Genomic DNA, 25,650 nt, shown 5'->3' with positions numbered 1-25,650 from the left:
CGAGAGCGGGGTCCCGGTTCCGGGGTCAGACGGCGGGACGCTCGCTCGAGGGCTCGCCGTCGGCTCCCTCGAGCGAGACCGGATGGAGGTCGCCCCAGGTGTGCCCGATGACGTAGTAGGCCGCGACCAGCGCGTAGAACGCGACGATCGCACCCAGTACGGTTCCGACGAGCGGAACGGCGTTGAGGATCCCCGAGACGAACGAGCCGACGACGACGATCCCGAACGCCAGCAGCCACCCCGTCGCGTACGTTCCCGTCGCGAGGACCGAGCGCAGTTCGTCGACGTCGAACCCCGCGCCGATGCGTCGCTCGCTCGCGAAGTTCGCGATCGCCGCGGGCGAGACGTACGCGGCCGCGACGAACGCCGCGAGAGTGACTGCCCCGGCGAGGAGGAACCCGATCGCGCCGATCGTTCCCGGCGACTCCCCGGTGGCGAGCCAGACGCCGCCGAACAGGATGGCGCCGACGACAGCGGGAACCAGCGAGTACGCGAGCAGGATCGCGAACGCTTTCGCCCCGTCGATCGTCAGGTCGCCCCAGTCCTCGAAGCGGGGGGCCTCGTCGTCGTCGCGGCTGGTCCGATCCAGCACGCGGACGACGTACCCCCAGACGAGAAAGAGCGGGATCAGCAGGAACCCGAACAGCAGGCAGAGCCCGCCGATGATGCTCGTCTTCAGCGCGTCGTCGCTGTCTTTCAGGTAGGTGAGTGATTCTGATAGCATGATTCTCTCGACCGACTGCAGTCGCTCGCGGTCGATCGAGAGCTATACGCGTGGCAGCTATATCAGGTGCTCGTCGCCTCGAGCGCCGGAGATCGACTCGAGTACCGCGGTGGCTCTACCGGCTATCGAGTCGTCGAGGGCGCGGTTCGAGCGACTACCGGTGGAGCATCGCTCGAGGAACACGAGTCCGAAGAGACAGAAGTTCAGTTGTCGCCGGTCTTGGACTGCCACTCGTAGTCGCGGCGCTTGGCGGACTTGCCGAAGCCGCACGACGAGCAGACCTTCTTTTTCGTGTGGTAGGACTTCTCTCCGCAGCGACGACACTTCGTGTGCGTCGTCTTGTTCTTCTTTCCTTGGCTCGGGGTTCCTGCGCCAGTCATGGAGTGATCGAAACGACGTTATCGCCGCGTATAATCGTTGTGTCTTCGACCGGATCGTCGTCGTTCACCTCGCGGTCGGCAGCCCTCGAGACGTCCTCGAGCACGAGGTTCATGTGCTGGTCGTAGCCCGTGAGATCGCCGACGTACTCGTCGCCGCTCTTGAGGCGCACGGTAACGCGTTCGCCGAGCGACGCCTCGAGAACGTCAAGCGGTCGTCCACTCATACGACACACCGCAAGTGTTGGACACTTAATCGTACCGGTCGAGCCTCCGAAATTCCCGGTTCGGTGGCCGTCGACGCGCTCGAACAAGCCAAACGGCTAAGTGATCGCTCGCCGACTCCCCCGACATGGGAGAGAAGAAGTTTACCCTCATCGAGCTGAACCTCCAGGGCGACCACCAGTTCGGGCCCAGAGCGATGGACGAGGCGTTGCCCTTCGGCCGGAGCGGCGACGCCGAGGCCCTCGAGGAGGAACTCGACGACGAGAGCGAGGAGGCCGACGAATCCGGCGGGAAAGGCGGCGCGATCGGCGCGTTGCTCGCGCTGGCCGTCCTCGTCGCCCTCGGCGTCGCGGCCAAGAAGTACACCGAGGAGGACGAGGACGAACTCCCCGAGGGCGAGCAGCCGGACGTCGTCGTCACGTAACGCGAGCCGAACCCTTTTGCGTTCGCTGCCCGTACGCTCGGCCGTGAATCTCTATCGTAGTGCCCGCGCCGTCGCCGGCGCCTCCGGCGACAGCGTGATCGACTGGCAGTCGGCCGCCGAGGGGGCGAAGGCGGCGACCGACCCCGGCTCGCTCGAGCTCGAGCCCGGCGAGCGGGAGGCCTACGCCCGCGACGTGCGCGAGGCCCGCGCCGCGGTGCGGTCGGTTTCGGGCGCCGAGTTCGACGTCCCCGACACCGTCGAGATCCAGAACCGCCACCACTGGATCGACGCCAACGTCGAGACGTTCGAGCGGGTCATGGGCGCCCTCGAGACCCCCGCCGGGGCCTTCCCGGGGGTCGCGCGCACGATCAACACCGGGACGATGACCGTCCTGTTGGCGTTTCTGGGACGAAACGTGCTCGGCCAGTACGACCCGCTGTTGCTCGCGGACACCCCCGCCGAGGACCACGCGCTCTACTTCGTCCGGCCCAACATCCACAAGGCCGCGGACGCGCTCGAGGTCGATTCCGACCGGTTCCGCCGCTGGATCGCGTTCCACGAGGTGACCCACGCCGCCGAGTTCGGCGCGGCGCCGTGGCTCTCGGAGCACCTCGAGGAGCGGATGCGGGACGGGATCGCCGACCTCTCGACGGGGTCGTTCAACAAGGCGGCATTTACGGACCTCGACGCGGCGATGACCGTCGTCGAGGGGTACGCCGAGTTGCTGATGGACCACGCCTTCGACGACGAGTACGAGGACCTCCGTCGCAAGCTCGACGCCCGCCGTCAGGGACGGAGTCCCCTCCAGAAGCTGTTCCGGCGCCTGCTCGGGCTCGGGCTCAAGGAACGCCAGTACGAGCGCGGAAAGAACTTCTTCGAGCACGTCGTCGCGGTGCGGGACGTAGAGACCGCGAGCCGGGTCTGGGACCGGCCCGAGAACCTCCCCACGCAGGACGAACTCGATTCGCCGGGACTGTGGATCCAGCGGATGGGGCGCTGAGACGGTCTACTGTGGCGATTTGCCGAACCGACCGCAGGCCGGTTCGCGGTCGCTTCGGAACGGGCACACAGTAGCCAAGGACTTCTTAGCCAAGGACTTCTCTCGACCGGGACGGTTTCCGCTTCGACCGTCGCTACTCCAGAATCCAGCGGAGATACCAGAACAATCCGCCCCCCGCCGCCAGCCCGACGCCCATCGCCAGCCCGACCTGCGGCAGCGCGGCGCCCCCCTGGAACGCGATCAGCCCGCAGGAACCCGCGACCAGCAGGATGAACGCGATCCCGAGGCGGGTCGAGGGTGCCGTCAGGGCGCCCGTCCTCGGCGGGCGGCGATCGGGACCCCGGCCCCGGCTCATAGCTCGTTGGCCGTGCTGACGTGCATCGTCCGGAACAGCCACGCGGGCGCGTCGTCCCCGTTCGTCTCGGCCGCGTTCGCACCGCCGGCGTCGCTCGAGTCGACCCCGTCGTCGGAGCCGACCGCCTCGCGACGAACCAGCGTCCCGCTCCAGCGGGTGTCGAACCGACGGTCCGTCCCGGCTTCGAGGTCGGTCCAGGCCATCGTCACCTCGTCGGCGAACGTGGCGTACTCGCCGTCCTCGGCCACCGAGAGCCGGCGACTCTCGACGGACCAGTCGGTCGTCGTCTCGGTCTGGCTCTCGAGGGCGTCGGCGACGGCCTCGTAGCCGAACAGCGCCTCGCTGATGCCGAACTTCGTCGTCGATTCGTCCGCGAGGAAGTACGGCGGGAGGGGCTCACCCTGGCGAAGCGCGTCGTAGTACGCCCGGACGACGGCCGCGGCTGTGTCGCTCATACGATACGCTGTCGGAGTCGGTCGTCAAAGACTCACCGGACCCGACCCGGCCCTGCCGAGGGTGGCCTACATGAAGCCCCGATCGACCTCGTCGGTCTCGATGAGGTCCTCGAGCTCGGCGCTCAACAGCTCGTCGGCCTCCTCGAACCGGTCCGAGAGGTCCTCGAGTTCGTCGGGCCGATCGTACTGATCGTACTCCATCGGGCCGAAGGCGGGGCTCTCGATCGCGTCCATCACGTCGTCGAACAGGTCCTGGGGCCGGGTCGGCGCGTCCGAGTGGGTCTCGAGGACCGTCTCCAGGCGCTTCGAGACCGTCTCGGCGTGATCCTCGTCCTCGGGCGGGGACTGGACCGCGAAGCGCCCGCCCGAGTCCCGTTCGGGCAGAAACGAACCGATCTCGTCGTCGAGGCTGCGGGCCACCTTCGTCCCGACGCCGCGCACCTCGAAGGGGTTTTTCGCGTACGTCTTGAGGAAGAAGACCCCCGCCCGGGGATGCGCGAGGTACATGTCCTCGCCGACGCCGCCGGCCCGGTCGCCGGCGACCGCCCGCCAGTCCTCGGGGTCGACGCTGCGCTCGGTGACGTCCTCGAGCACGTCCTGCCACTCGCGGATCCGCATACCGAACGGTTGTCGCGGGGACAGAAAGAACGTATCGGTTGCGTCGACGTGCGGAGAGAGCGCCGCGGAACCGAAAGGAATACGATCGCGCTCCCGACAGCGAACCCACTCCCGAACACCTATGACCGCAGGTCGACGTCCGTCGGTCGGCGAACTGTTTCGAACCGAACCCCTCCTGACCACGCTGCTGGCGGTCGGTCCGCTCGCGCTGGCCGTCGGCCAGCTCGCCAACGGCTACGTCAACGGTCTCTCGCCGATCGTGACGCTTCCGTTCGCGTTCGTCATGGTCGCGTTCGCGGCCGTCGCGACCGCCCACCACGCGGCGCGGTACCGCCGACTGCGGCTCGAGGCCGACCTCGAGGGCTGATCGAGGCGCGGTTCAGGGGGTCGTCCCGTCGCGCTCCCGTCGATCGATCCGGATCCCCCTGGCCGCGGTCGCCTTGAACGAGGCGCGGATCGGCCGTCCGGGCTCGATCGCCAACCGGTCCGCGCTGGCGTTCGTAATCAGTGCCTGCAGCTCCGCCTCGTCGTCGATCCGAACGGTTACGCGAGTGATCGCGTCGCCCTCCTCGAGCTCCGCGACGACCCCCACGAACCGGTTTCGAAGGCTCGTCTCGTCCGCCCGCAGCGAGTCGTCCGGCTCGCCGAGCACGACCGCGTCGGAGCGAACGGTGATCTGCACGTCGGTCGCCTCCGCTGGGACGAGCGCCGCGATCGGACCGATCGCCGTCTCGACGGTGGCCAGCTCCCCGGTTCGGTCCCGAACCCTCCCCGAGAACACCGACTCCGTCGCCCGCGCGACGCCGTCGAGTTCGCTCTCGTGGCGATCGAACCGCTGGCGCAACTCGTGTGCCGTCGGCGTCAGCTCGGTTCCGCCGCCGTCGCTGCCCCCTCGTCGACGCTCCGTGAGCTCCCCGACGGCATCCTCGATCTCGACGACCCGACGCTGGAGCCACGCGTACGAGCGGCCGAGCTCGTCGGCCGCCCCGTGCAGCGAGCCGCACCGCTCGATGGCGTCCAGCATCTCGATGTCACGTCGGTCGATCGTCACGTCGTCGACGGCGAGTTTCGTGCTGTATTCTTTCTCGATCGTCATTCTCGAATCCGAGTCGGTAAACGGCGGCGAACGTCGCCGTCTCGAGTTGGCATACTAGCTCGCCGTCGATAAAGCTCCGGGTACGCTCGCCCGTCGGATTCTCGAGAACGTTCCCGGTGCGTCCGACTTCGACGATACCGGTTCCGGGCCGAACACGTCGCCGCGTGCCGATCCACCGCCGTGTTCTCGAGGCCGACCTCCCCGTCACGGCGTCTCGGCGTCGGGATCGATGGCCACCGAGCGGGCCGCTCGAGCCTCGTAGGCGTCGTACCCCGCAAGCCCCGCGACGAGCAGGCCGGAGACCAAGGTGCTCCAGAACCCGTTGGTCATCCCGAACAGCGCAGGCGCGACGATCAGCCAGATCCCGAGGACCGCCACCAGCGAAGCGACGCCGACCGAGAGCGGAACCCTGTTGAGCAGTCGGTAGCAGTTGTACGCCCCCGCGACCAGGACGACGCTCCCGACGAGGGCGTTGTTCCACAGCGCGGCCGCCCCGAACTCGTAGACCAGCGCCGAGACGGCGACCCAGGCGCCGATCACGGCGACGGCCGCGCTAATGAGAGGGGTGTGACGCCGTCGCTCCTCGCTCGCGATCGGGGCGGAACCGCCCCCGGGATCCCGCCCGCGGCCGTCGCGGTCTCCGGTCCCGGCTCCCGACTCGGCCTCAGCGGGGCGGCGGTCCTCCGGCGACGCGTCGGATCGACGGTCGTCACCGTTGGAGTCGTTCACGGCGGCCGGGGTTCGCCTCGAGCCTCCAAAAGGAACGCGACCGTTACGGGGGACGAATCGGACGCCGCGGGAGTAAGCCGACGTTACGGGTCGGCCGACCCGGCCCTCGCGGCGCGATCGATACCGTTTTTGACGCCTCGACCGTGACGACAGGCGTGGACGTACGCGGAACGGTCGCCGACGAGGTCGAGGTGCGCTCGGTATCGACCAGCTACGGCGAAACCGACCTCGCCGAGGTGCAACTGGTTCGGACCGAAACCGGCGCCACGAGCCACGACGAGCGCTCGCTCGAGGATCCCGAGCCGACCACGGTGACGCTGTGGAACAAGTGGACCGAGTCGGCCGAGCTGCTCGAGCCCGGGATGGAACTGCTCGTTACCGACGCGGAAACCGACGACTACCGTGGTGAAACGCGGTACAAGACGACGGGGGAGTCCTACGTCGTCGTCGAGCCGAGCTTCCTCGTGAACGTAACCGCGATCCGAAACTGGACGGAGTGTCCGCGGCTGTACTACCTGAACAAGCTCTCGGGGGTGCCGCTGAACTACCCCGTGGTGAAGGGGACGCTGGTCCACGAGGTGTTCGGCGACCTCCTCCGGGGCCGGGAGCTCGAGGAGTCGATCGACGCCCGGGTCGAGGAGCGGGGGCTCCAGCTCGGCCTGCTCGGCGAGGACCCGGCGTCAGTCGCCGAGGACGTCAGGCAGAACGCGAAAGCGATCGAGGGCTGGCTCGAGCAGGGTCGGCTGACTGAAGACGATTCCTGGCGATCCGAACAGCTGCTCATCAGCGAGACCTTCGGCATCCGCGGGCGAGCCGACGCGATTCGGCGTGGCGCGCCCGTCGAGCTCAAGACGGGGAAGAACCTGAAGAAGGAACCCCGGTTCAAGGACAAGGTCCAGGCCGCCTGCTACGCCCTGTTGCTCGAGGAACACGGCGGGAGCGTCGACACCGGGACGCTGCTGTACACCAAAAACTCCGCGCTGGATCGCAACGAGGAGACCGGCGACCTCACCCCAGCCAAGGAGTTCTCGATGGGCGACGGCCTGCTGAAGTACGTCGTTCGATTGCGCAACGAGATCGCCGCGGCAGAGGTCGCGGGCGACGTGCCGACGGGCTACGAGGGCAACGCCAAGTGCGAGTACTGCTTCGAGCAGGACACCTGCATGGTCGTCTCGGGGCGGCTCGACCAGGAGTCGAAGGCCGGCCAGATCGGCCAGCCCCTCCCCGCGGAGGAACGGGAGTACTTCGAGCGGTTCTCCGGGGCGATCGAGGCCGAGCGCCGGGAGGTCCACCGCGAGTACGCCAAGCTCTGGGAGCAGGACGCCCAGGAACGGGCCGACGACGACCGCGCGCTGATCGACCTCGAGTTCGTCGAGCGACGTGAGCTCGAGGCGGGCCGGTGGGAGCTGCGGGCCCGCCGAACGGGCGGGGCGAGCTCGAAGCTCCGGGAGGGGGATCTCGTCCTCGCGAGCGATGGCCACCCGGTTCGCGGCCAGTCGGAACTCGCGCGGATCGAGCGCCTCGACGAGGAGGAGGTCGTCCTCACGGCCGACGAACCCGTCGCGGTCACCCGGCTCGACGTCTACCCCTCGGAGCTGACGACCGATCGGCTGCTCGTCGCGTTACACGACATGCTCCTGAAGGGCGACGAGCGACGCAAGGACGTGCTGTTCGACCGGGCGAACCCCGAGTTCGACGCTCCTGACGAGACCTTCGTCGACAACAACGACGCCCAGGACGAGGCGGTTCGAAAGGCCGTCGGCGCGCGGGACTGCGCCCTGATCCACGGCCCCCCCGGAACCGGGAAGACCCACACTATCGCCCGCACCGTCCGCGCGATGGTCGAGCGCGGCGAGCGAGTCCTGCTGTCGGCCTTTACCAACCGGGCGGTCGACAACGCCCTCGAGGCCGTCCTCGAGCAGCTGGGGGACACGATCGACGAGCACCGGGTCGTCCGCGTCGGCTCGGAAAGCGGCGTCCGCGAGGACATGGAACCGTACCGCCTCGAGCGGGCGGGCGATCCCGAGGAGCGACTGGCCGAACTCGAGGACGCGCGGGTCGTCGCCGCGACGACGGCGACCTGTGGCTCCCGCGTTATGAAAGAGCAGTCGTTCGACGCCGCCCTGATCGACGAGGCCGCGCAACTGACGGAGCCGGGGACGTTCGCGGCGACGAACCTCGCCGAGCGGTTCGTCCTGGTAGGCGACCACGAGCAGCTCCCGCCCGTCGTGCGCGCAGAGAACGAGCTCACCGAGTCGCTGTTCGAGCGCCTGGTCGACCTCCACCCCGACGCGGGCGTGATGCTCGACCGCCAGTACCGGATGAACCAGCGCATCCAGGCGTTCCCCTCGCGGGAGTTCTACGACGGGACCCTGCGCCCCGCCGAGCCCGAGGTCGCCGGACGAACCCTGGACGACCTCGAGGGCGTCTCCCGCGAGGCCCTTCCGGCCGACCTGCGCGATCCCGTCGCGTTCGTCGATGTCGAGGGGGACGGGTCCCGGTACACCGACGGCGAGGAGGCGGCCCGCGTCGCCGAGCTGATCGACGCTTACGAGGCGGCCGGAGTCGATCGAGCCGACATCGGCGTCATCGCCCCGTTCCGCGCGCAGGTCTCGGAACTCTCGAGCCGCGTCCCCCCCGAGGTCGCCGTCGACACGGTCGATCGCTTCCAGGGCTCGAGCGAGGAGGTCATCGTCGTCTCCTTTACCGCGACGGGAACGCTCGAGGGGCCGATATTCGAGGACTACCGCCGGATCAACGTCGCGCTCACCCGACCGAAGCGGGCACTGGTGCTCGTCGGCGACAGCCGAGCGCTGTCGGCCGATCCGGTGTATGAGCGGATGCTCGAGTGGGCCCGAGCCTGAAACCGAGCAGGATTATGTGCCTCGATCCGTACGGCCGGGTATGTCCGAGGAGCTCCCGGTGAAGATCACGGATCTGCTCGCGCTCGCCGTCGTCTCGGTGATCGGCGGCACCCTGATCGCGAGCTGGACGCTGTCGCCCCGGCTCACCCCGCGGTTCGCCGTCTCGATCCTCTCGGGGACCGTCCTGTTGCTGTTCTTGCTGTTCATTCCGGTGATGGGTGCGCGTCTCTTTCTCGAGGACCGAGCGAACGGCGAGTGACCGTCGCCGAGGTCCCGATCAGTCCTCGTCGGCGGCCTCCCACAGGGGGTAGAGATCGTCCCGAACCGGTTCCGTAATCGTCTCCGAACCGAGCTCGAGGGCGAACCCGCTCGAGTCGGCGGGCTCGTCGATGGTCCCGATCGCTGCGGCCTCGATCCCGGCTTCCTCGAGGCTCGCCAGGCAGTCGTCGACGGCGCCGTCGGGCACGGTCGCGAGCAGGGCGCCGGAGCCGAAGATTCGTAGCGGGTCGACGTCCGCGGCCCCGCAGAGCGTCTCCGTCTCCGGACGGATTGGCACCGCGTCGCGGTCGACCGCGATCCGAACGCCGGAGGCGCGGGCGAGCTCGAGCAGTCCCGCGGCGACGCCGCCCTCGGTGGGGTCGTGCATCGCGGTCGCGTACTCCCGGAGCACGCGCCCGTCGGGGACGACGCTGATCTCCTCGAGGAACTCCGCGGCGCGCTCGCAGACGTCGGGATCGACGTCGAGGTCGTCGCCGAAGTCGGCCGCGAGGATGGCCGTCCCCTCGATTCCCGCGGCCTTGGTGAGAACGACGCGGTCGCCGGGCTCGGCGCCGCCCGTCGGGACGAAGGTATCGGTCGCCCCCATCGCGGTCAGCGAGACCAGCGGGCGCTCGAGCTGGTCGACGTACTCCGAGTGGCCGCCGACGATCGAAGCCCCGACCTCGCGGGCCGCGGCGTCGACGTCCTCGGTGATCTCCTCCAGCGGCGACTCCTCGCTCGGGAGCAGGATGACGGTCGTGAGCCAGCGCGGGTCGGCCCCGGAGGCCGCGACGTCGTTGCAGGCGACGTGGACCCCGAGACGACCGACCTGCGAGGCCGCCAGCGAGATCGGATCGGAGCTGACGACGAGGGTGCCCTCGCCCTCGGGCCAGGCGATCGCCGCGGCGTCCTCGCCGTCGGCGGGCCCCTGGATCACCGACGGGTCGTCGCCGGCGGTCCCGGCGCGACCGAACACGTGCTCGAGCAGCTCCTCCGGCGGTACCTTTCCGGGCATACCACGAACTGTGCGGATCGGCGGTTTGTAGCTGTCGACAGCGGACCGCGGGCGCGGTTAGTGTTCCCCGTCGCTCTCGAGGTCGTCGAACAGCGCCGTCACGCGGCGCTCGATCTCGACGCGCTGCTCGCGCGCGTCGTTCGACTCGAGCGACCAGGTCCGGACTTCGCCGTCCCAGTCCTCGGGGACGAACGCCGGAGCCGGACAGCCCATCGTCACGACGGTGTCGGCGTCGGCCACGTTCCCGTCGAACCCGATCCACGATCCCAACCCCTATTCCGCCGTTCCCGTTAGACGGCACACCGTGGACGTCTTCGAGAAGTACCAGTCGGTCTTCGTCCTCGCGACGATCGTCGCCGGGCTTGCGCTGGGCCAGATCGAGGGCGTTCCCGCCGTCGCCGACGCGCTCATCCTCCCCTTTCTGATGGTGATGCTGTTCGGCGCGTTCGCCGGGATGCCCCTCTCGAAGCTTCGATCAGCCTTCGGCAACCGCCGGGTCGCCGGCTCGAGTCTCCTCGTGAACTTCGTCTGGAACCCGCTGTTGGCCGTCGGTCTCGGGGCGATCTTCCTCCGTAACCACCCCGCGCTGTGGGTCGGACTGCTCATGCTCCTGGTGACGCCGTGTACCGACTGGTACCTGATCTTCACCGACATCGCCGACGGCGACGTCCCGTTGGCGACGTCGATCCTGCCGTACAACCTCGTGTTGCAGCTCGTCCTCCTGCCCGTCTACCTCTACGTCTTCGCGGGCGAACTCGTCGAACTGCCGCTCGCGTTACTGCTCGAGAGCGTCGCCCTCGTGTTGGTCGTCCCGCTCGTCCTCGCCGGCGTCGCCCGGAAGGGACTGATCCGCTGGCGGGGGGACCGGTGGTTCAACCGGACGTTCCTGCCGAAACTCGGCCCCGTACAGATCGTCTTTCTGAGTCTCGCCATCGGCGCGATGTTCGCCTCGCAGGGCCAGGAAGTCCTCGGGAACCCGGGATTGCTCGCGCTGATCGCCGTTCCTGTGATCGCCTTCTACGCGCTCAACCTCGCGATCGGGTTCGGCGTCGGGCGCGTCCTCTCGTTTTCCTACGGCGAGATGGTCTGTTTCAACAACACGATCCTCTCGCGGAACTCGCCGACGGCGCTGGCGATCGCGGTCGTCGCCTTCCCCCACGAGCCGCTGATCCCGCTGGCGCTGGTGATCGGGCCGCTGCTCGAGTTACCGCTGCTGGGACTGATCGCACAGATCCACACGGGGATCGCCGATCGGGACTGGTGGCCGACGGATCGTAGCGCGCCCCCGTAACGTCCGATTCGAGCGATCTTCGAGTCCCGAACGTGCTCGAGACCTCACTCCCCCGAGTCGGGAGCAAGCGCGTCCATCGTCGCCTCGATCTCGCTTTTGTCGGCACCGCGCGGGAAGCTGACCGCGACGGCGTCGATCCCGTCGACGGCCTCGAAGCGCTCGAGTCGCTCGCGGGCGGTTTCGGGATCGCCGACGGCACAGAGGTCCTCGAGCAACTCCTCGGAGACCGCCCCGAGCGCGCGCTCCCGATCGCCCGCCTGCCAGGCGTCGTGGATCGTTTCGGCCTCGTCGTAGCCCTGGCGCTCGAGGGCGTCCCGGTAGAACGTGCCCATCCCGCCGACGTAGAAGGCGACGTGCTGGCGGGCGAGTTCGCGGGCGCGATCTGCGTCCTCGAGCGCACAGCAGGTGACGCCGACGGTGACCGCGACGTCCTCGGGGTCGCGGTCGCCCAGCTCGGCCCCGCGCTCGAGGTCCGCGAGCCGATCGCGGACGCCGTCGGGGGCGAGCATGATCGCGTGCCAGCCGTCGGCGAACCGCCCCGCGAGTTCGACGGCCTTCGGTCCCATCCCGGTTACCTCGACGGGCGGGGCGGGGTCGGGCGCCTCGCAGCGGAGCCGGAACCCGGACAGCGAGAACTCGTCGCCGTCGTAGTCGACGGGCTCGCCCGACAGCACCTGCCGGACGATCTCGACGGTCTCGCGGGTCCGCCGGAGCGGGTTGCCGTACTCGAGGCCGTGCCAGTTCTCGATCACGACGGGGCCGCTGGGACCGATCCCGAGCCGGAACCGGCCGTCGGCGACCTCCTGGAGGGTCGCGGCGGTCTGGCCGAGCAGGGCGGGCGAGCGGGAGTAGGCGTTGACGATGCTGGTGCCGAGATCGACCGCGTCCGTTCGCTCGGCGATCGCCGTCAGCACCGTCACCGCGTCCCGACCCCAGGTTTCGGGCAGCCAGACGCAGTCGTACCCGCCGTCCTCGGCCCGTCCGGCGTAGTCGGAAAGCGAGTCGACGCTCGGCTGGGCCGCGACGGGCAGGTGGACGTCCCGGTCGGTCATATTTCGGGCGACTCCTCGATGCGGGGCACTCCCTGCGCGGTGATCGTCTCGCCGACGACGTACGAGGACGCCGGGCTCGCGAGGAACTGTGCGAGGTCGGCGATCTCGTCGACGGTACCCATCCGCCGTTCGACCTCGGCGCGGTCGACCTCCTCGGCCGAGATCCCCATCTGGCTCTCGACGCCTTCCGTCGCGACGAACCCGGGCGCGATGCAGTTGACCCGCACACCCTCCGAGGCCCACTCGTAGGACAGCGTCGTCGTCAGGTTCACCACCGCGGCCTTCGCGGCGCCGTAGTGGCTCATGTACGGCGAGCCCGTCTGGCCCGCGACGCTTGCCAGGTTGATCACGATCCCGCCGCCCGCTTTGAGGTGTTCCGCTGCGGCCTGCGTGCAGTGGTAGGCGCCGTGGACGTTGATGTCGACGATCGTCTTCCAGCCGTTCTCCGAGATGTCGTCGAAGTTCGCCATGAACGAGGCGCCCGCGTTGTTGACGAGCACGTCAAGCCCGCCGAACTCCTCGACGGTCGCTTCGACCATCGCGTCGACGGCCTCGCGGTCGGTGACGTCGCACTCGACGGGCAGGGCCTCCCCCGGACGGTCGCTCTCTGCGATCTCCTCGGCCACGGGATCGACGTTGTCCTGCTCGCGCGAGCAGATCACCACGTCGACCCCGTCATCGGCAAAGCCCTTCGCGATCGCCGCGCCGATCCCGCTCGAGGCGCCCGTAACGATCGCGACGTCCCCGTCGACGCCGAACTGGTCCGTGCTCATCGGCGACCACCCGCCGCAGAATCTATTACCATTGTTAGCAACAGTACGTGATATGAAGACACTGTTAATAAAGGTGGGTGCGGATCGTGTCGCGGGACGGACGACCCTCCGGACTGACGAGTCCGAACCGCGAGAACGGCCGCCCCGTTCTCGCGGGGTCCGATGACGGGAACCGACGCCGAGACCGATCGCGAGTGGGACGCGGTCTTCTGGGACATCGGTGGGGTCGTCCTCGACCTCGAGTCGGTTCGGACCGCCCACGCCGCCTTCGTCGCGGACCTGCTCGATCGCCGCGACGTCGACGCGACCCCCGAGGACGCCCTCGAGACCTGGCGGGCGACCGTCGGCGACTACTTCCGCGAGCGGGAGGGTACCGAGTTCCGGGCCGCCCGGGAGGGGTACCACCGGGGCGTCGCGGCGATCGTCGGCGAACCCGTTCCGCGCGAGGAGTGGCGGCCGCCGTTCCGGACGGCAGTCCGGGAGTCGATCGAGCCCGTCCCGGGGGCCGTCGAGGCGATCGAATCCCTCGCCGAGCGGGACCTCCACGTCGGCGTGATCAGCGACGTCGACGACGAGGAGGGCAAGTGGATGCTCGAGCGCTTCGGCGTCCGCGAGACGTTCGACTCGATCACGACCTCCGAGGCAGTCGGGCGCACCAAGCCCGATCCCGCGATGTTCGAGACGGCCCTCGAGAAGGCGGGCGTCCCGGCCGAGCGGTCGCTGATGATCGGCGACCGCTACGACCACGACGTACGCGGCGCCGCCGAGGCGGGACTGCACGGCGTCGCCTTCGGCGCCGAGGACGGCCCCGCGGTCGCCTACCGCATCGAGTCGCCGCTGGAGGTCCTCGAGGTCGTCGACGGCGAGCGCGAGACGTAAGCTCGCCGCCGACTCAGCCCCGGAACCGGGTCACGGGATCGAGCTCGCTCGCGTTGACGTCATCGAAGGCGTCGCGAGCGATCACGCGCTTGTGGACCTCGTCGGCGCCGTCGACGAGGCGGAACGCGCGGACGTTCTCGTAGAAATCGGCCAGCGGCAGGTCCTTGCCGATCCCGTTGGCGCCGCAACACTGGATCGAGCGGTCGACGGCGTCCTGGACGACGTCGGCGGTGAAGACCTTCGCCATCGAGACCGGGACGCGGGCCTCCCGTCCCGCGCCGATCTCGCGGGCGGCGTGGCGGACCATCGTCCTGGCGGCGTGGAGCCGCGTCTCGGCGTCTGCGATCTCGTGCCTGAGGTTCTGTTTCTCCGAGAGCGTGGTGCCGAAGCCCTCGCGCTCGCTCGTGTAGGCTTTCGCGACCTCGAGCGCGCGCCGGGCCATTCCGGAAAAGCGCATGCAGTGGGTGAGTCGCGCGGGACCGAGCCGTCTCTGCGCGATGGCGAAGCCGGCGTTTTCCTCGCCCAGCAGGTTCTCCTCGGGGACCCGCACGCCGTCGTAGACGATCTCGGCGTGGCTCGTCCCCGTCACCTCGCCGCCGACGTGGGGGATGTCCCGCTGGTACTCGACGCCGTCGGCGTTGCTTGGCACGAGGAAGATCGAACACCCCTCGTAGGGGTGGGCCTCCTGGTCGGTGCGGGCCATCACGAGCAGGACGTCGGCCTCGCTGCCCTGGGTCGTCCACCACTTGTGGCCGTCGATGACCCACTCGTCGCCGTCCTTCCGGGCCGTGGTCTCGATCATCTTCGGATCCGACCCCCCGCCCTGCATCGGCTCGGTCATCGAAAAGCCCGAGTGGATTTCGGCGTCGACCAGCGGCTCGAGCCACCGTTCTTTCTGCTCGTCGGTGCCCGCCATCTCTAAGGTGTGCATGTTCCCCTCGTCCGGGGCGTCGACCCGCAGTGCCAGCGGGCCGAGCAGGCTGCGGCCGGCCTCCTCGAACGCGGGCAGGACGTCGCGAAAGGCGAGTCCGAGTCCCCCGTACTCCTCGCTGACCTGCGGGGCGTACAGGCCGCGCTCGCGGGCCCCCTCGCGCAGTTCCTCGATCGCCTCGTCCGAGACGGGGCCCTCGCCGAGGAACTCCCGCTCGACGGGGATCACCTCCTCGTCGACGAACTCCCGAACGTCCGCGGCCAGCTCGCGCGCCCGATCGCTGTCGTGATACTCCATAGTCCCGTATGAACGAACATTGTAAGATAAGAGTTGCGTCGTAACTGTTTTCGTTAATCGGATCGGGGATAGTACCGTACGCGATCATGCTTCGCACACCCGTCCACCCGACGCGGTCGACGAACCGACCCGCCTCGAGCGGGCCCCCGGCCGAACGCGAGGGGATCCGCCCGTGACCGACGCCTACTACGAGCGCCTCGTCGACGAGGACGCGCTCGCGGCGTACCTCGAGGACCGCCTCGGCCCGGTCGAGACCTACGAGCTCGAGCGCCACGCCGCGGGTCACTCCAACGAGACGCTGTTTCTCACCTGGGGCGACCGCGAGCTGGTGATCAGGCGGCCGCCGCCGGGCGAAACGGCCGACACGGCCCACGACGTGCTCCGGGAGTACCGCGTGACGGAGGCGCTGGTCGACACCGACGTCCCCGTCCCCGATCCCGTGCTCGCCTGCGAGGATCACGACGTTATCGGCAGCGACTTCTACGTGATGGAACGGCTCGAGGGCGACGTGCTCCGCGAGAGCGAGCCCGACCGCTTCGCCGATCCCGTCGCCCGCCAGCGGATCGGCGAGGAGCTGGTCGACACCCTCGCCGCGATCCACGACGTCGACTACGAGGCCGTCGGCCTCGAGGAGTTCGGCCACCCGTCGGGGTACACCGAGCGCCAGGTCGAGCGCTGGGGCCAGCAGCTCATGTGGGCGTTCGAGACCACGGTCGAAGAACGGGAGGTGCCGGACCTCTACGAGGTCGGCTCGTGGCTCCAGGAGAACGTCCCCGAGGAGCATCCGCACGCGCTGGTTCACGGCGACTACAAGCTGGACAACGTGATGTACGGCCCAGCGGGACGCGACGCGTCCCGGGACGAGCGAGCGGACGACGTCCGCGAGCCGACGACGCCCGAGCTGGTCGGCGTCTTCGACTGGGAGATGGCCACGCTGGGCGACCCCCGTGCCGACCTGGGGTGGATGCTGTCGTACTGGCGCGATCCGAAAGACCCCGACCCCGCCGTCCCGGAGCTGACGGCGACGTTCATGAAACGGGAGGGGTACCCGAGCCGGCTCGAGCTGGTCGAACGCTGGGAGGAACGAACCGGCCTCAAGTTCGAGCACGAGCGGTTCTACCGCGCGCTCGCGGTGTACAAGCTCGCCGCGCTCGGCGAGATGTTCTTCCGGCGCTACCTCGAGGGCAACAGCGACGATCCGATGTACCCGAGGATGGAAGCGCGCGTGCCGGCGCTGGCCGCGCGAGCGATGCGAATCATCGACGGGGAGGAACCGCTCTGATGCGCTACTTCGAAGACTTCGCGGTCGGCGAGAGTCGCGAGTTCGGCGAGTATCACGTCACGGAAGAGGAGGTGGTCGAGTTCGCCGAGCGGTACGATCCCCAGCCGTTCCACGTCGACGCCGACGCCGCGGCCGACAGCATGTTCGGCGAACTGGTCGCCTCGGGCTGGCACACCGCGGCGATGTCGATGCGGCTGCTCGTCGAGGGCCCCGACGACGAGGACGACTGGGCCTCGATGGGCTCGCCCGGCGTGGACGAGTTGCGCTGGCACCACCCGGTCAAACCCGGCGATACGCTCTCGCTTCGAACCGAGGTGCTCGAGAAACGGACCTCCGAGAGCCGTTCCGATCGGGGCTACGTCAGGAGCCGCCTCGAGACGTACAACGGGGACGACGAGCTCGTCATGCACTGGGTCGGGAGTACGATCCTCGAGCGGCGCGACGGCGACGATTGATTACCGCCGTTTTCTGCGTCCTTCGGAGCCCGTACAGTAGACGGCTTTTCCCACTCTCTCTTAACATTGGTAACTTCGTTCGGTGGAGTTAAGAGCGTCCCGAACGACGAGACGAGCATGTCATACGAGAGCGTCGACCGCGTCGCCGTCCTCGGCGCGGGGAACATGGGGCACGGGATCGCCGAGGTGACCGCGATGGCCGGCTACGACGTCGCGCTCCGGGATATCGAGCCCGAGTACGTCGAAGACGGCTACGAGCAGATCGCCTGGAGCCTCGAGAAACTCGAGGAGAAAGACCGGCTCGACGAGCCGGCCGAGACGATCCTGGACCGTATCGAGACGACGACCGATCTCGAGGACGCCGTCGCCGACGCCGACCTCGTGATCGAGGCCGCCCCCGAAAACCTCGAGCTGAAACACGACATCTTCAGCGATCTCGAGTCCTACACCGATTCCGAGACGCTGCTGGCGACGAACACCTCGAGCCTGCCGATCACCGACATCGCCGCGGCCGTCGACACGCCCGAGCGCGTGCTCGGCCTGCACTTCTTCAATCCGCCCGTGAAGATGGACCTCGTCGAGGTGATCTACGGGGCGGAGACGAGCGACGCCGCGGCCGAGGCCGGCCACGACTGGGTCGAGTCGATCGACAAGACGCCGATCTACGTCCGCAAGGACGTGCGGGGATTCGTCGTCAACACGATCGTCGGTCCGTTCATCGGCGAACCCGCGTGGATGGTCTCCGAGGGTGACGCCGAGGTCCGCCAGGCCGACGCCGCGATGGTCCACGAGCGGGGGTATCCGATGGGGCCGTTCGAGCTCGCCGACCTGACGGGGATCGACGTCGGCTACCACGTTCGCAAGGAGGCCGGCGACGACATTCCCTCGATCATGGCCGAGAAGGTCGAGGCCGAAGAACTGGGGAAGAAGACCGGAACAGGGTTCTACGACTACGAGACGGGTGACGGACCCGACTACGAACCCGGCCAGGGGGAGGGATTCGACACGTTGCAGGTCGAGGCCCGGATGATCAACCGCGCGGCCTCCCTGGTCGGCGAGGACGTCGCGACGCCCGAGGCGATCGACATCGGCGTCCGTCTCGGCCTCGGGTTTCCCGAGGGAATCTGCCGTTGCGGGGACAGGATCGGCCTCGATACCGTCCTCGAGAAACTCGAGACCCGCTACGAGGAGACCGGCGACGACCGGTTCGAACCCCACCCGTACCTGCGCGAACTCGTCGCGGAGGAGAAGACGGGCGAGGACGCCGGCGCGGGCTTTCACGAGTACGGCGACGGCGGCGCGGGTGATCTCGACTCTTACCGCTACCTGAACGCCGAGGTCGACGACGGCGTCCTTGAGGTCGAACTCGATCGACCCGAGCGGATGAACGCCCTCTCCGCGGACCTGCTCGAGGAGATCGACGATCTCTTCTCGACGGTCGACGCCGACGAGATTCGGTGCGCGACGATCGAGGGCACCGGCGACCGCGCCTTCAGCGCGGGGGCGGACATCTCCGGTTTCGACTCGCTCGAGCCCACCGACGCGATGGACGTTACGCCGGCCTTCGAGACGGTCAACGAGTTCCCCCGGCCCGTACTCGCGAAGGTCGACGGCTACTGTCTCGGCGCTGGCCTCGAACTCGCGCTGGCCTGCGACCTGCGGATCGCGACGAAACGATCGTCGTTCGGCGCGCCCGAGATCGGCCTCGGGCTGATTCCGGGCGGCGGCGGGACCCAGCGACTCATGCGCGTCCTCGGGGAGACTCGCGCGAAGGAACTCGTCTTCCGGGGCAACCACATCGACGCCGAGCGAGCCGCAGACTGGGGCCTGGCGAATCGGGCCGTCGACCGCGAGGCGTTCGACGAGACGGTCGAGGCGTTCGTCGACGACCTGCGCGAGGGGCCGCCGCTCGGTCTCGAGGTCGCCAAGAAGGTGATGAACCGCGGCGAGGACGCCAGCCTCGAGGCGGCGCTGGCGATGGAGAGCCAGGGGTTCGGCCTGCTGATCGGCACCGACGACGTCCGGGAGGGAACCGCCGCGTTCGCCGAGAACCGCGAGCCGGAGTTCGAGGGCCGATAGATGGGCGACCCGGAGGATCGAATCCGGTTCGCCGACCTCGAGGTCGGCCACGAGGTCGTCACCCACTCGCGGACGATCGCCGAGGCCGACGTACGCGAGTTCGCGGGCGTCAGCGGCGACTTCAATCCCCTCCACCTGAGCGAGAGCTACACCGCAGACCTGCCGTTCGGCGAGCCGATCGCCCACGGCGCCCTGCTCTTTGCCGTGACGACGGGCCTGCTCTGGCAACACCGCCACGAGCGACCCGAGACGGTCGCGTTCTACGGGGTCGACTCGCTGCGCTTTACCGACCCCGTGACGATGGGAACGACGGTCCACGCGGAGTCCGAACTGATCGAGAAGGAGCCCCGCGATCACCCCGTGGGCAACGGGCTCGCCCGCTACGAGACGCGCCTCGTGACCGACGACGGGTCGGTCGCGCTCTCCTGTGAGCTGCTGACGCTCGTGAAATAGCGGAGTTCAGCTGTTGTCGTCCGCGTCGTCCTCGCCGTCGATGTCGTCGAGTCCATCTCCGGCCGCGTCGGCCTCATCCTCGACCGACGACTGCACGTCGTCCATCTGGACGTCCGACTCGAGCTCGTCCCGGTCGATCGCGTCCTCGAGGACCTCGGAATCGGTAACCGCGCCCATCCCGTCGTCCTCGACCGCGTCCTCGATCGTCGTCGCGTCGATGGCCGAATCGACGTCGCCCGACTCCGTCGCCGACTGCAGCGCCCGGCGGACGGCGACGTATCCCGCCAGGGCGATCCCTCCGGAGGCGACGGCTCCCGGAACGCCGAAGCGCTTGTATCCGAACGTGACGGCCTTCTTCCCGACGGTGAGTGCGCCGATCATACGCTCGCCGTAGCGTCGGCGACGGGAAGAGGACGGGGCTTTCGTGTGGAGGTGTAGTTCGTAACCCCGTCCGAACGGCGGTCCGACCGCCGATTCGAGCGATTGCGAGCGACGATTTCCTCGCGCCATCGTCGCCGGCGCGAGTCGATCCGTCGGCGAATCGGGCGAAAGTATAATAGTTATTGAATTTCAAATATTATGTAATATGGTAGATCGACCGAACACTCGACGACGATTCCTCGCGCTGTCCGGAGCGACGATGGCCACCGGCCTGGCCGGCTGCTCCGACTCCGACACGTCGGAGGACGACGGTAACGGGACGAACGAGACGACGAGCGACGGCGACCCCCCGGCGGACGACACCGAAGACGAGGGCGACGACGAACCCGAAGGCGAGGACGAGGGTGAAGACGAGGTCGGGTCTCCCGAACTAACGCTCGAGACCGAGTACGACAGCCGCGAGGAGTTCGGCCAGCCCGGGGAGGGGTTCGACGACTTCGAGGACGCCGACGAGTGGGCGGTCGTTCGGGGGACCGCGGAGCCCGACGAGGAGATCGCGTTCGAGGGCTCGCGGAGTCTCCGACTCACTGCCGAGGACGGCGAGAACGTCATCGTCGAGCGGGAGATCGAACCGACGGACCTGACCGACCGCGAACTCTCGCTGGCCGTGCGGACGACCACTCCCGAGAACGTGGCGATCGATATCCGCCTCGCGGACGCCTCCGGCGGCGCGACCCACCACCAGCTTCGCTCGGTCTCCTACGGCGCCGACGACGTCGGCTGGTTCCGGACGAATCCGGTCGTCTTCCAGGAGGGATCGACGTCGCTCGAGCGCGACGCCGTCGAGCGGATCCAGCTGATCGTCTACAACACCGGCGACGCGGAGGTGTGGGTCGACGACCTCCGCGTTCACGACAAACCCGAGAACGGGTACGTCGTGCTCTGCTGGGACGACGGGACGCCCGACTTCTACGACACCGCGAGTCCGCTCCACGACGAGTACGGCGTCAACGCGGTCCAGTCGGCGGTTCGGCAGTGGACGGAGGGATCCCGGGACGACGTCGTGACCCTCGAGCAGTTGCGGGAACGCCAGGACGCCGGTGACCAGATCATCGCCCACGGCAGCCACGTCTTCGTCGCGGACCTCGAGGAGGATCAGCTTAGGGAATCCCTCGAGCGCGACAAGCAGTGGGCCGTCGACAACGACCTTCGGGGCGGTCACTACATCACGTACCCGCACAACAGCTTCGACCGGACGGTGTTAGACGTCGCGACGGACTACTACTACGCGGGCGGGTTCAACCAGGCCGGCGACGTCAACCTCACCGGGGTCTACGGCTTCGATCCGCTCGTCCTGCTCCGGACGATCGGCCACGACCTCGACATCGCAAAGCGGTGTATCGACCTCGCGGCGGCCCACCGCCAGTGTACGATCCTGAACTTCCACGGCTTCGACCAGGAGAACACGTTGGCACAAGACGAGTACGAGGAGCTACTGGGGTACATCGATAGCGAGGACGGGATCGAGGTCATCGACTTCGACGACCTCTGGACGATGCGCCGCGAGGGCCACTAGCGCGACGCGGCGTCCGACTCGGGCGTCGCCGTGCTCGCCTCGATAAGCTGAATGAGGACGGAGGCGAACAGCGATCCCGCGCTCCAGATCGCCGTCTCGCTGCCGTCGTCGTCGACGACGCTCAGCAGGATGCTGTCGTCGTCGGCGATCACGATCCGACCCGACCGCTGGTCGTCGTCGCGGTGTGTCGGGGGAACGGCGGTCGTAACGCCCTCGAGCGCGCCGAGGCGGTCCCGAACCGTCTCGTTTTTGCTAATCACGGTAACAGTGAGTCCCTCGGCCGCGCGCTCCTCGAGGGTCCGTTCGATCTCCGACGTGACCAGCTTCGGCAGCCTGGTGCCGAACGCGATCTCCTCGTCGGCCTGCGAGAGGAGGTCGACGACCCGGTCGTCGACCCGGTCGCGGCTCCGCACCGTCCAGATGTCCTCCTGGGTCTCCTCGCTCGTCGACTCCTCCTTGACCGAGTCGACAAAGTCGAACGCCCGTTCGCGTTCACGCTCGAAGCGGTTTCGGAGGGTGTCCTCGGCCTCGTCGATACTGACCGGTCGGTACCGGATCGGGCTGGACTGCTGGACCTCGAGCAGCCCCCGGTCCTCGAGGCTCTCGGCGACGCTGTACACCTGCGATCGCGGGACGTCGGTGACGCTCGCGACGTCGCGGGCGGTTCCTGACCCCAGTCGGTGGAGCGCGATGAAGACCTTGGCCTCGTAGCTCGTGAGGCCGAGTCGCTCGAACGCGTCGATGGCCTCGCTTTCGTCGTCGGTCACGGTTCGTCCGTCCCTCGGTTCTCGGATGCCGTGTCCGTTTCCATTTCGGTTCCACCGTCGCTCGCCGTCGGAGTTGCCGTCCCCGCCCCCGATCGATCGAACGAAACGTCCGGCCCGAAGTACCGCGTCCACAGCACCAGCAGCGTCGGCAGGACGATCACGCTCGCGAGGAACGAGTAGATGATCGTCAGCCCGGTGATGATCCCGAACTGCTGGAGCGCCGGCAGGATGGCGAAGACGAGCGTCCCGAATCCGCCGACGGTCGTCGCCGCGCTGCCGAGCAACGCGCCGCCGGTTCCGGTCACCGTCGTCTGCAGTGCCGACCAGACGTTGCCCTGGCGCTCGAGCTCGAGGGTGTACCGGTCGCTGATGTGGATGCTGTAGGCCACCCCGAGCCCGATCGTGAGGCTGGTGATCATCCCCGTCAACACGTTGAACGGCATCCCGAGCAGGTACATCGTCCCCAGGATCCAGCTGACCGTAAACGCGACCGGGAGCAGGGTGACCGCCCCGAGGGTCGCGCTGTTGCCCGTCAGCCAGTAGGCCGCCGTCAGGAAGACGAAGACCGAGACGAGCGTGATCAGCAGGCTCTGGAGGACCGTCTCGAGCAGGTCCTGCTCGACGATGTAGCTGACGATCGGATCGCCGGTCGCGAAGGCGTTCACCTCGCCGTCGCCCGCGTCGAGGTTGCGCTCGTCGCCCGTTCCGGACGCGTCGAGGTCCCCGGCGACGCTCCGCAGCTCCGTCGTGATCTCGTCGAAGCCGGCGCCGCCGTCGGTCGCGACGATTAGCCGCGCCGACTCGTACTCGCCGCCGTCGGTCCGGTAGATGACGCTGCCGGCTTCCTCCTCGTTGACCTCGAACAGTTCGTCGTACAGCGCCTCGACGTCCCGATCGGGAACCCCGTCGCCGTCCGTATCCGCGGCCTGGAACGATTCGTTGAACGATTCGTTCTGGGCCGCGGTGTCTTCCATCACCGACAGGGGACCACGGACGTCGGCCTCGCCGTTCGGCAGCGTGTAGACGACGTCGCTGTCGGCTGCCTCGCTCCGGGTCCGCTCGAGCCGTTCCAGAGTTCCGTCGTCGGTGATATCACCCTCGACGAGTATCTGGGCCTGCGTGTCCTCGCGCTGGAAGTTGTCGTTGATGTACTCGAGGTCGTCGGCGGCCTGGTACTCGCCGGGTTCCATCGGCCCGGGCAGGTTCTCCGTCCAGTTCGGCGGGCTCTCGGCGAGGAAGTCCTCCTGCTCGAAGCTGGTGTCGACCTGGCTCGCGCCGTAGACCCCGCCGGCGGTCAACAGGAGCGCGGCGATCAGGACGATCACCGGGATTTTCCGGGCCGCCGTCGAACCGAGCGTGAGCGCGCTCGCGAACCCGCCCTCGCCGGTCCCGAACGCCCGCTTGTGACGGTCCCAGCCGCGGGACTCGAGCAGCGAATCGATCTCGACTTTCAGCGCCGGGATCAGCGCGCCGAAGATGATCAACGCGGCGGTGATCCCGACCGCGCTGACGATCCCGAACTCCCGGATCGGACCGATCGGGCTCACGAGGTTCGCGAGGAAGCCGATCGCCGTCGTCGCCGTGACCCACACGAGCGCCACGCCGACGCCGGCCAGCGCGATCCGCATCGAGCCCCGAACGGAGCCGGTCCGGCCGTCGGCCTCGCGTTGCTCGCGGTGGCGCATGAAGACGTGGATCGCGTAGTCGATCGACAGCCCGATCAACAGGACGGGAACGGCGATCATCATCTGGTTGAACGCGATCCCGGTCCAGCCCATGAACCCGAACGTCCAGATCAGGACGCCTCCGATCCCGACCACGCCCAGCGCGATGTCGAGCGGGTCGCGGTAGGCGACCACCAGGGCGACGACGACGAACAGCAGGGCCAGCGGGCCGACGATCGCGAGGCTGTCGCCCATCGAGTTCTCGATCTCGTCGGTGATGACGCCGCCGCCGAACACCATGTACTCCTGCTCGTCCTGGTTCGCGAGCTCGCGAAGGTCGAGCTGGCTCTCGAGGGCGGCGTCCATCTCGCCGCCCATCCCCGCGCCGTCAGTGGCGGCGGTCGTCTCCTGGGTGACGATCGTCATCCGGGCGTCGGCCTCGGTCGAGCCCGGCTCGTAGTCCGACGGCATGAACGCCAGCGCCGCGCTCTCCTCGCCGTCGCCCTCGGACAGCGTCTGCTCGAGGAGGTCCGCGAACTCCTCGTCGTCGAGCCCCTCGAGGGCCTCGATCTGCTCGTCGAGCGACGGGGTCTCGTCGTTCTCCTCGAGGCTCTCGAAGTCCTCCTCCAGCGCCGCGGCGTCGTCCTCGAGCTCGGCGTACTCGTCCTCGAGCACGCCCAGCGTCGCGCCGGCGTAGATACCGTCGAGCGCCTCGTTCAGCTCCTGATACTCGGGGATCTCCTCGGGGTCGTCCGGCCGCTGCTCGATCGTCCAGCGGTTGGACTCGATCTCGCGGGCCTGATCGACGAGCTCCCCGTACTCGCTCGCCTGCTCGTCGTCGAGATCGGCCTCGCTGGCGGCCTCGTCGACCGTCGCCTCGATCTCTTCTTCGAGCTCGGCCGCGGTCGCGTTGTCGCCCGCTGCCGACGCGTTCTCGTACTCGCGCTGGAGCGCCAGCGCCTCGTCGAGTCCGTCCTCGAGGGCCGTCGATCGCTCCTCGAGGGTCGTCCGTCGCTGCTCGAGGGCGGCCGCGTCGTCCTCGAGGTCCTGCTGTCCCGACTCGAGTTCGGCGGCCCGGGTCTCGAGCTCGTCGTACTCGTCCTCGAGCACGCCGACCGTCCCGGCGAGGTAGAGTTCCTCGAGGTCACCCTCGGGGGCGAGCGCCTCGGCGGAGCGGTCGGTCGCGTTCGGGGTCGCCGCCTCGGCCGTCCGCTCCCCCTCGAGCACGCCGGCGGCCGCGGCCGCGGCGGCCTCCTCGAGGTCCGCCGCGGAGCCGACCGCCGCGTCGGAGCGGTCGAGTTCGTCCTGGATCGCGTCGACGTCCTCGGGATCGGCTTCCCCGTTGGCGATCGCCTCGCCCGCGGCGATCAGTTCGTCGGTGGACGCGTCCGACGCCGCGACGGCCGCCGCGAGGTCGTCCGACGGCGTCGCCTCCCCGCGGGGCCGCTCGGCGGGCCCCCCCGGCCTCCCCGGCCGCCCCTCCGCGGGCCGGCGGGGGCCCCCGGAGCGGGTCGGCGAGGAGACGCTGGGGGGGACCGAGGGGGGCGGGGACCGACTCGCGGTCTGTCCCGCCGACGGGGCGATCCACGAGCGCGAGGATCCGACGGCCGACTGGGAGCGAGCAGACGCC

28 protein-coding genes are annotated in these 25,650 nt (G+C 68.7%); 12 read left to right on the top strand and 16 right to left on the bottom strand.

The genetic code is table 11. The features are described 5' to 3' along the window. Nucleotides 1–25 precede the first annotated feature (25 nt). The 3 genes from GWG54_RS02655 to GWG54_RS02645 form a co-directional block, all read right to left on the bottom strand. A complete protein-coding gene (locus GWG54_RS02655) occupies nt 26–724 on the bottom strand; it encodes a DUF4013 domain-containing protein (RefSeq protein ID WP_167936306.1) in 699 nt (232 codons plus the stop codon). 203 nt (nt 725–927) lie between these two features. Next, nucleotides 928–1,104, bottom strand: a complete 177-nt coding sequence (locus tag GWG54_RS02650) for a 50S ribosomal protein L37e (protein ID WP_006108486.1) — start codon at nt 1,102–1,104, stop codon at nt 928–930. Then, entirely contained in the window at nt 1,101–1,328 is a 228-nt protein-coding gene (locus GWG54_RS02645) for an LSM domain-containing protein (RefSeq protein WP_167936305.1), read from the bottom strand. The genes GWG54_RS02650 and GWG54_RS02645 overlap by 4 nt, the downstream gene beginning before the upstream one ends. Nucleotides 1,329–1,453: 125 nt before the next feature. Between GWG54_RS02645 and GWG54_RS02640 the strand changes: the two genes are divergently transcribed. After that, nucleotides 1,454–1,750, top strand: a complete 297-nt coding sequence (locus tag GWG54_RS02640) for a hypothetical protein (protein ID WP_167936304.1) — start codon at nt 1,454–1,456, stop codon at nt 1,748–1,750. 43 nt (nt 1,751–1,793) lie between these two features. After that, on the top strand, nt 1,794–2,750 hold the full coding sequence (locus GWG54_RS02635; protein WP_167936303.1) for a zinc-dependent metalloprotease: 957 nt from the start codon (nt 1,794–1,796) through the stop codon (nt 2,748–2,750). Nucleotides 2,751–2,883: 133 nt separating this feature from the next. Here GWG54_RS02635 and GWG54_RS02630 read toward each other — a convergent pair whose 3' ends face one another. The 3 genes from GWG54_RS02630 to GWG54_RS02620 all read right to left on the bottom strand — a co-directional run bounded on the left by GWG54_RS02630 (nt 2,884) and on the right by GWG54_RS02620 (nt 4,178). Further along, the gene (locus tag GWG54_RS02630; protein ID WP_167936302.1) at nt 2,884–3,105 is read right to left on the bottom strand and encodes a hypothetical protein; all 222 of its coding nucleotides are present in this window, start codon (nt 3,103–3,105) and stop codon (nt 2,884–2,886) included. Beyond that, nucleotides 3,102–3,560, bottom strand: a complete 459-nt coding sequence (locus GWG54_RS02625; protein ID WP_167936301.1) for a nuclear transport factor 2 family protein — start codon at nt 3,558–3,560, stop codon at nt 3,102–3,104. The genes GWG54_RS02630 and GWG54_RS02625 overlap by 4 nt, the downstream gene beginning before the upstream one ends. Before the next feature lie 66 nt (nt 3,561–3,626). Then, nucleotides 3,627–4,178: a hypothetical protein gene (locus tag GWG54_RS02620; RefSeq protein WP_167936300.1), complete on the bottom strand. Its 552-nt coding sequence runs from the start codon at nt 4,176–4,178 to the stop codon at nt 3,627–3,629. A 121-nt stretch (nt 4,179–4,299) separates the two neighbouring features. Between GWG54_RS02620 and GWG54_RS02615 the strand changes: the two genes are divergently transcribed. Next, nucleotides 4,300–4,545 carry a hypothetical protein gene (locus GWG54_RS02615; protein WP_167936299.1) on the top strand — a complete coding sequence of 82 codons (246 nt, stop codon included), beginning with the start codon at nt 4,300–4,302 and terminating at the stop codon, nt 4,543–4,545. Between the two features lie 12 nt (nt 4,546–4,557). Here GWG54_RS02615 and GWG54_RS02610 read toward each other — a convergent pair whose 3' ends face one another. Together GWG54_RS02610 and GWG54_RS02605 are read right to left on the bottom strand one after the other, a co-directional pair. Further along, nucleotides 4,558–5,274 (bottom strand): TOBE domain-containing protein, encoded by a 717-nt coding sequence (locus GWG54_RS02610; RefSeq protein WP_167936298.1) that lies wholly within the window; start codon nt 5,272–5,274, stop codon nt 4,558–4,560. Nucleotides 5,275–5,478: 204 nt separating this feature from the next. Further along, a complete protein-coding gene (locus GWG54_RS02605) occupies nt 5,479–6,003 on the bottom strand; it encodes a hypothetical protein (protein ID WP_167936297.1) in 525 nt (174 codons plus the stop codon). Nucleotides 6,004–6,158: 155 nt separating this feature from the next. Here GWG54_RS02605 and GWG54_RS02600 point away from each other — a divergent pair, with 155 nt between their 5' ends. Further along, nucleotides 6,159–8,867, top strand: a complete 2,709-nt coding sequence (locus GWG54_RS02600; RefSeq protein ID WP_167936296.1) for an AAA domain-containing protein — start codon at nt 6,159–6,161, stop codon at nt 8,865–8,867. 40 nt (nt 8,868–8,907) lie between these two features. Next, on the top strand, nt 8,908–9,126 hold the full coding sequence (locus tag GWG54_RS02595; protein ID WP_167936295.1) for a hypothetical protein: 219 nt from the start codon (nt 8,908–8,910) through the stop codon (nt 9,124–9,126). An 18-nt stretch (nt 9,127–9,144) separates the two neighbouring features. Here the strand turns inward: GWG54_RS02595 and GWG54_RS02590 are convergent, their stop codons facing one another. Continuing rightward, nucleotides 9,145–10,140 carry an AIR synthase family protein gene (locus GWG54_RS02590; protein ID WP_167936294.1) on the bottom strand — a complete coding sequence of 332 codons (996 nt, stop codon included), beginning with the start codon at nt 10,138–10,140 and terminating at the stop codon, nt 9,145–9,147. Between the two features lie 57 nt (nt 10,141–10,197). Beyond that, nucleotides 10,198–10,380: a hypothetical protein gene (locus GWG54_RS02585; protein WP_245242734.1), complete on the bottom strand. Its 183-nt coding sequence runs from the start codon at nt 10,378–10,380 to the stop codon at nt 10,198–10,200. Nucleotides 10,381–10,444: 64 nt separating this feature from the next. On the opposite strand from GWG54_RS02585, the gene GWG54_RS02580 reads away from it, so the two are divergent. After that, nucleotides 10,445–11,431 (top strand): arsenic resistance protein, encoded by a 987-nt coding sequence (locus tag GWG54_RS02580; protein WP_167936293.1) that lies wholly within the window; start codon nt 10,445–10,447, stop codon nt 11,429–11,431. A gap of 44 nt (nt 11,432–11,475) precedes the next feature. On the opposite strand, the gene GWG54_RS02575 is transcribed toward GWG54_RS02580, so the two are convergent. Together GWG54_RS02575 and GWG54_RS02570 are read right to left on the bottom strand one after the other, a co-directional pair. Continuing rightward, complete coding sequence (locus GWG54_RS02575; protein WP_167936292.1) at nt 11,476–12,483, bottom strand: TIGR04024 family LLM class F420-dependent oxidoreductase; 1,008 nt, start codon at nt 12,481–12,483, stop codon at nt 11,476–11,478. Further along, nucleotides 12,480–13,256: an SDR family NAD(P)-dependent oxidoreductase gene (locus GWG54_RS02570; RefSeq protein WP_167936291.1), complete on the bottom strand. Its 777-nt coding sequence runs from the start codon at nt 13,254–13,256 to the stop codon at nt 12,480–12,482. Before GWG54_RS02570 ends, GWG54_RS02575 begins: the two co-directional genes overlap by 4 nt. A 162-nt stretch (nt 13,257–13,418) precedes the next feature. On the opposite strand from GWG54_RS02570, the gene GWG54_RS02565 reads away from it, so the two are divergent. Next, nucleotides 13,419–14,135: an HAD family hydrolase gene (locus tag GWG54_RS02565; RefSeq protein WP_167936290.1), complete on the top strand. Its 717-nt coding sequence runs from the start codon at nt 13,419–13,421 to the stop codon at nt 14,133–14,135. A gap of 13 nt (nt 14,136–14,148) precedes the next feature. Here GWG54_RS02565 and GWG54_RS02560 read toward each other — a convergent pair whose 3' ends face one another. Continuing rightward, nucleotides 14,149–15,363 (bottom strand): acyl-CoA dehydrogenase family protein, encoded by a 1,215-nt coding sequence (locus GWG54_RS02560; protein ID WP_167936289.1) that lies wholly within the window; start codon nt 15,361–15,363, stop codon nt 14,149–14,151. 172 nt (nt 15,364–15,535) lie between these two features. Here GWG54_RS02560 and GWG54_RS02555 point away from each other — a divergent pair, with 172 nt between their 5' ends. The 4 genes from GWG54_RS02555 to GWG54_RS02540 all read left to right on the top strand — a co-directional run bounded on the left by GWG54_RS02555 (nt 15,536) and on the right by GWG54_RS02540 (nt 19,632). After that, on the top strand, nt 15,536–16,645 hold the full coding sequence (locus GWG54_RS02555) for a phosphotransferase family protein (RefSeq protein WP_167936288.1): 1,110 nt from the start codon (nt 15,536–15,538) through the stop codon (nt 16,643–16,645). Beyond that, on the top strand, nt 16,645–17,100 hold the full coding sequence (locus tag GWG54_RS02550) for a MaoC family dehydratase (protein WP_167936287.1): 456 nt from the start codon (nt 16,645–16,647) through the stop codon (nt 17,098–17,100). The genes GWG54_RS02555 and GWG54_RS02550 overlap by 1 nt, the downstream gene beginning before the upstream one ends. A gap of 117 nt (nt 17,101–17,217) precedes the next feature. Beyond that, a complete protein-coding gene (locus GWG54_RS02545; RefSeq protein ID WP_167936286.1) occupies nt 17,218–19,179 on the top strand; it encodes a 3-hydroxyacyl-CoA dehydrogenase/enoyl-CoA hydratase family protein in 1,962 nt (653 codons plus the stop codon). Continuing rightward, on the top strand, nt 19,180–19,632 hold the full coding sequence (locus GWG54_RS02540; RefSeq protein WP_209438232.1) for a MaoC/PaaZ C-terminal domain-containing protein: 453 nt from the start codon (nt 19,180–19,182) through the stop codon (nt 19,630–19,632). Between the two features lie 6 nt (nt 19,633–19,638). On the opposite strand, the gene GWG54_RS02535 is transcribed toward GWG54_RS02540, so the two are convergent. Further along, a complete protein-coding gene (locus GWG54_RS02535; protein ID WP_167936285.1) occupies nt 19,639–20,013 on the bottom strand; it encodes a hypothetical protein in 375 nt (124 codons plus the stop codon). A 205-nt stretch (nt 20,014–20,218) separates the two neighbouring features. Here GWG54_RS02535 and GWG54_RS02530 point away from each other — a divergent pair, with 205 nt between their 5' ends. Further along, on the top strand, nt 20,219–21,589 hold the full coding sequence (locus GWG54_RS02530; protein ID WP_167936284.1) for a polysaccharide deacetylase family protein: 1,371 nt from the start codon (nt 20,219–20,221) through the stop codon (nt 21,587–21,589). Here GWG54_RS02530 and GWG54_RS02525 read toward each other — a convergent pair. Next, nucleotides 21,586–22,356 (bottom strand): TrmB family transcriptional regulator, encoded by a 771-nt coding sequence (locus GWG54_RS02525; protein WP_167936283.1) that lies wholly within the window; start codon nt 22,354–22,356, stop codon nt 21,586–21,588. The two genes, GWG54_RS02530 and GWG54_RS02525, sit on opposite strands and share 4 nt — an antisense overlap. After that, nucleotides 22,353–25,391, bottom strand: coding sequence for an MMPL family transporter (locus GWG54_RS02520; protein ID WP_245242737.1), 3,039 nt, complete (start codon nt 25,389–25,391; stop codon nt 22,353–22,355). Before GWG54_RS02520 ends, GWG54_RS02525 begins: the two co-directional genes overlap by 4 nt. Between the last annotated feature and the right edge of the window lie 259 nt (nt 25,392–25,650).

The organism is Natronococcus sp. JC468 (assembly GCF_012163165.1).
GTDB lineage: Archaea > Halobacteriota > Halobacteria > Halobacteriales > Natrialbaceae > Natronococcus > Natronococcus jeotgali.
Note: the sequence above shows the minus strand (reverse complement) of the source record. Positions and strands in the feature narration are given on the sequence as shown.

What these genes read in the sequence shown, in the direction of transcription:
- GWG54_RS02655 (WP_167936306.1), bottom strand. Translation starts at nt 724, where the DNA reads ATGCTATCAGAATCACTCACCTACCTGAAAGACAGCGACGACGCGCTG.
- GWG54_RS02650 (WP_006108486.1), bottom strand. Translation starts at nt 1,104, where the DNA reads ATGACTGGCGCAGGAACCCCGAGCCAAGGAAAGAAGAACAAGACGACG.
- GWG54_RS02645 (WP_167936305.1), bottom strand. Translation starts at nt 1,328, where the DNA reads ATGAGTGGACGACCGCTTGACGTTCTCGAGGCGTCGCTCGGCGAACGC.
- GWG54_RS02640 (WP_167936304.1), top strand. Translation starts at nt 1,454, where the DNA reads ATGGGAGAGAAGAAGTTTACCCTCATCGAGCTGAACCTCCAGGGCGAC.
- GWG54_RS02630 (WP_167936302.1), bottom strand. Translation starts at nt 3,105, where the DNA reads ATGAGCCGGGGCCGGGGTCCCGATCGCCGCCCGCCGAGGACGGGCGCC.
- GWG54_RS02625 (WP_167936301.1), bottom strand. Translation starts at nt 3,560, where the DNA reads ATGAGCGACACAGCCGCGGCCGTCGTCCGGGCGTACTACGACGCGCTT.
- GWG54_RS02620 (WP_167936300.1), bottom strand. Translation starts at nt 4,178, where the DNA reads ATGCGGATCCGCGAGTGGCAGGACGTGCTCGAGGACGTCACCGAGCGC.
- GWG54_RS02615 (WP_167936299.1), top strand. Translation starts at nt 4,300, where the DNA reads ATGACCGCAGGTCGACGTCCGTCGGTCGGCGAACTGTTTCGAACCGAA.
- GWG54_RS02610 (WP_167936298.1), bottom strand. Translation starts at nt 5,274, where the DNA reads ATGACGATCGAGAAAGAATACAGCACGAAACTCGCCGTCGACGACGTG.
- GWG54_RS02595 (WP_167936295.1), top strand. Translation starts at nt 8,908, where the DNA reads ATGTCCGAGGAGCTCCCGGTGAAGATCACGGATCTGCTCGCGCTCGCC.
- GWG54_RS02590 (WP_167936294.1), bottom strand. Translation starts at nt 10,140, where the DNA reads ATGCCCGGAAAGGTACCGCCGGAGGAGCTGCTCGAGCACGTGTTCGGT.
- GWG54_RS02575 (WP_167936292.1), bottom strand. Translation starts at nt 12,483, where the DNA reads ATGACCGACCGGGACGTCCACCTGCCCGTCGCGGCCCAGCCGAGCGTC.
- GWG54_RS02570 (WP_167936291.1), bottom strand. Translation starts at nt 13,256, where the DNA reads ATGAGCACGGACCAGTTCGGCGTCGACGGGGACGTCGCGATCGTTACG.
- GWG54_RS02565 (WP_167936290.1), top strand. Translation starts at nt 13,419, where the DNA reads ATGACGGGAACCGACGCCGAGACCGATCGCGAGTGGGACGCGGTCTTC.
- GWG54_RS02560 (WP_167936289.1), bottom strand. Translation starts at nt 15,363, where the DNA reads ATGGAGTATCACGACAGCGATCGGGCGCGCGAGCTGGCCGCGGACGTT.
- GWG54_RS02550 (WP_167936287.1), top strand. Translation starts at nt 16,645, where the DNA reads ATGCGCTACTTCGAAGACTTCGCGGTCGGCGAGAGTCGCGAGTTCGGC.
- GWG54_RS02545 (WP_167936286.1), top strand. Translation starts at nt 17,218, where the DNA reads ATGTCATACGAGAGCGTCGACCGCGTCGCCGTCCTCGGCGCGGGGAAC.
- GWG54_RS02540 (WP_209438232.1), top strand. Translation starts at nt 19,180, where the DNA reads ATGGGCGACCCGGAGGATCGAATCCGGTTCGCCGACCTCGAGGTCGGC.
- GWG54_RS02535 (WP_167936285.1), bottom strand. Translation starts at nt 20,013, where the DNA reads ATGATCGGCGCACTCACCGTCGGGAAGAAGGCCGTCACGTTCGGATAC.
- GWG54_RS02530 (WP_167936284.1), top strand. Translation starts at nt 20,219, where the DNA reads ATGGTAGATCGACCGAACACTCGACGACGATTCCTCGCGCTGTCCGGA.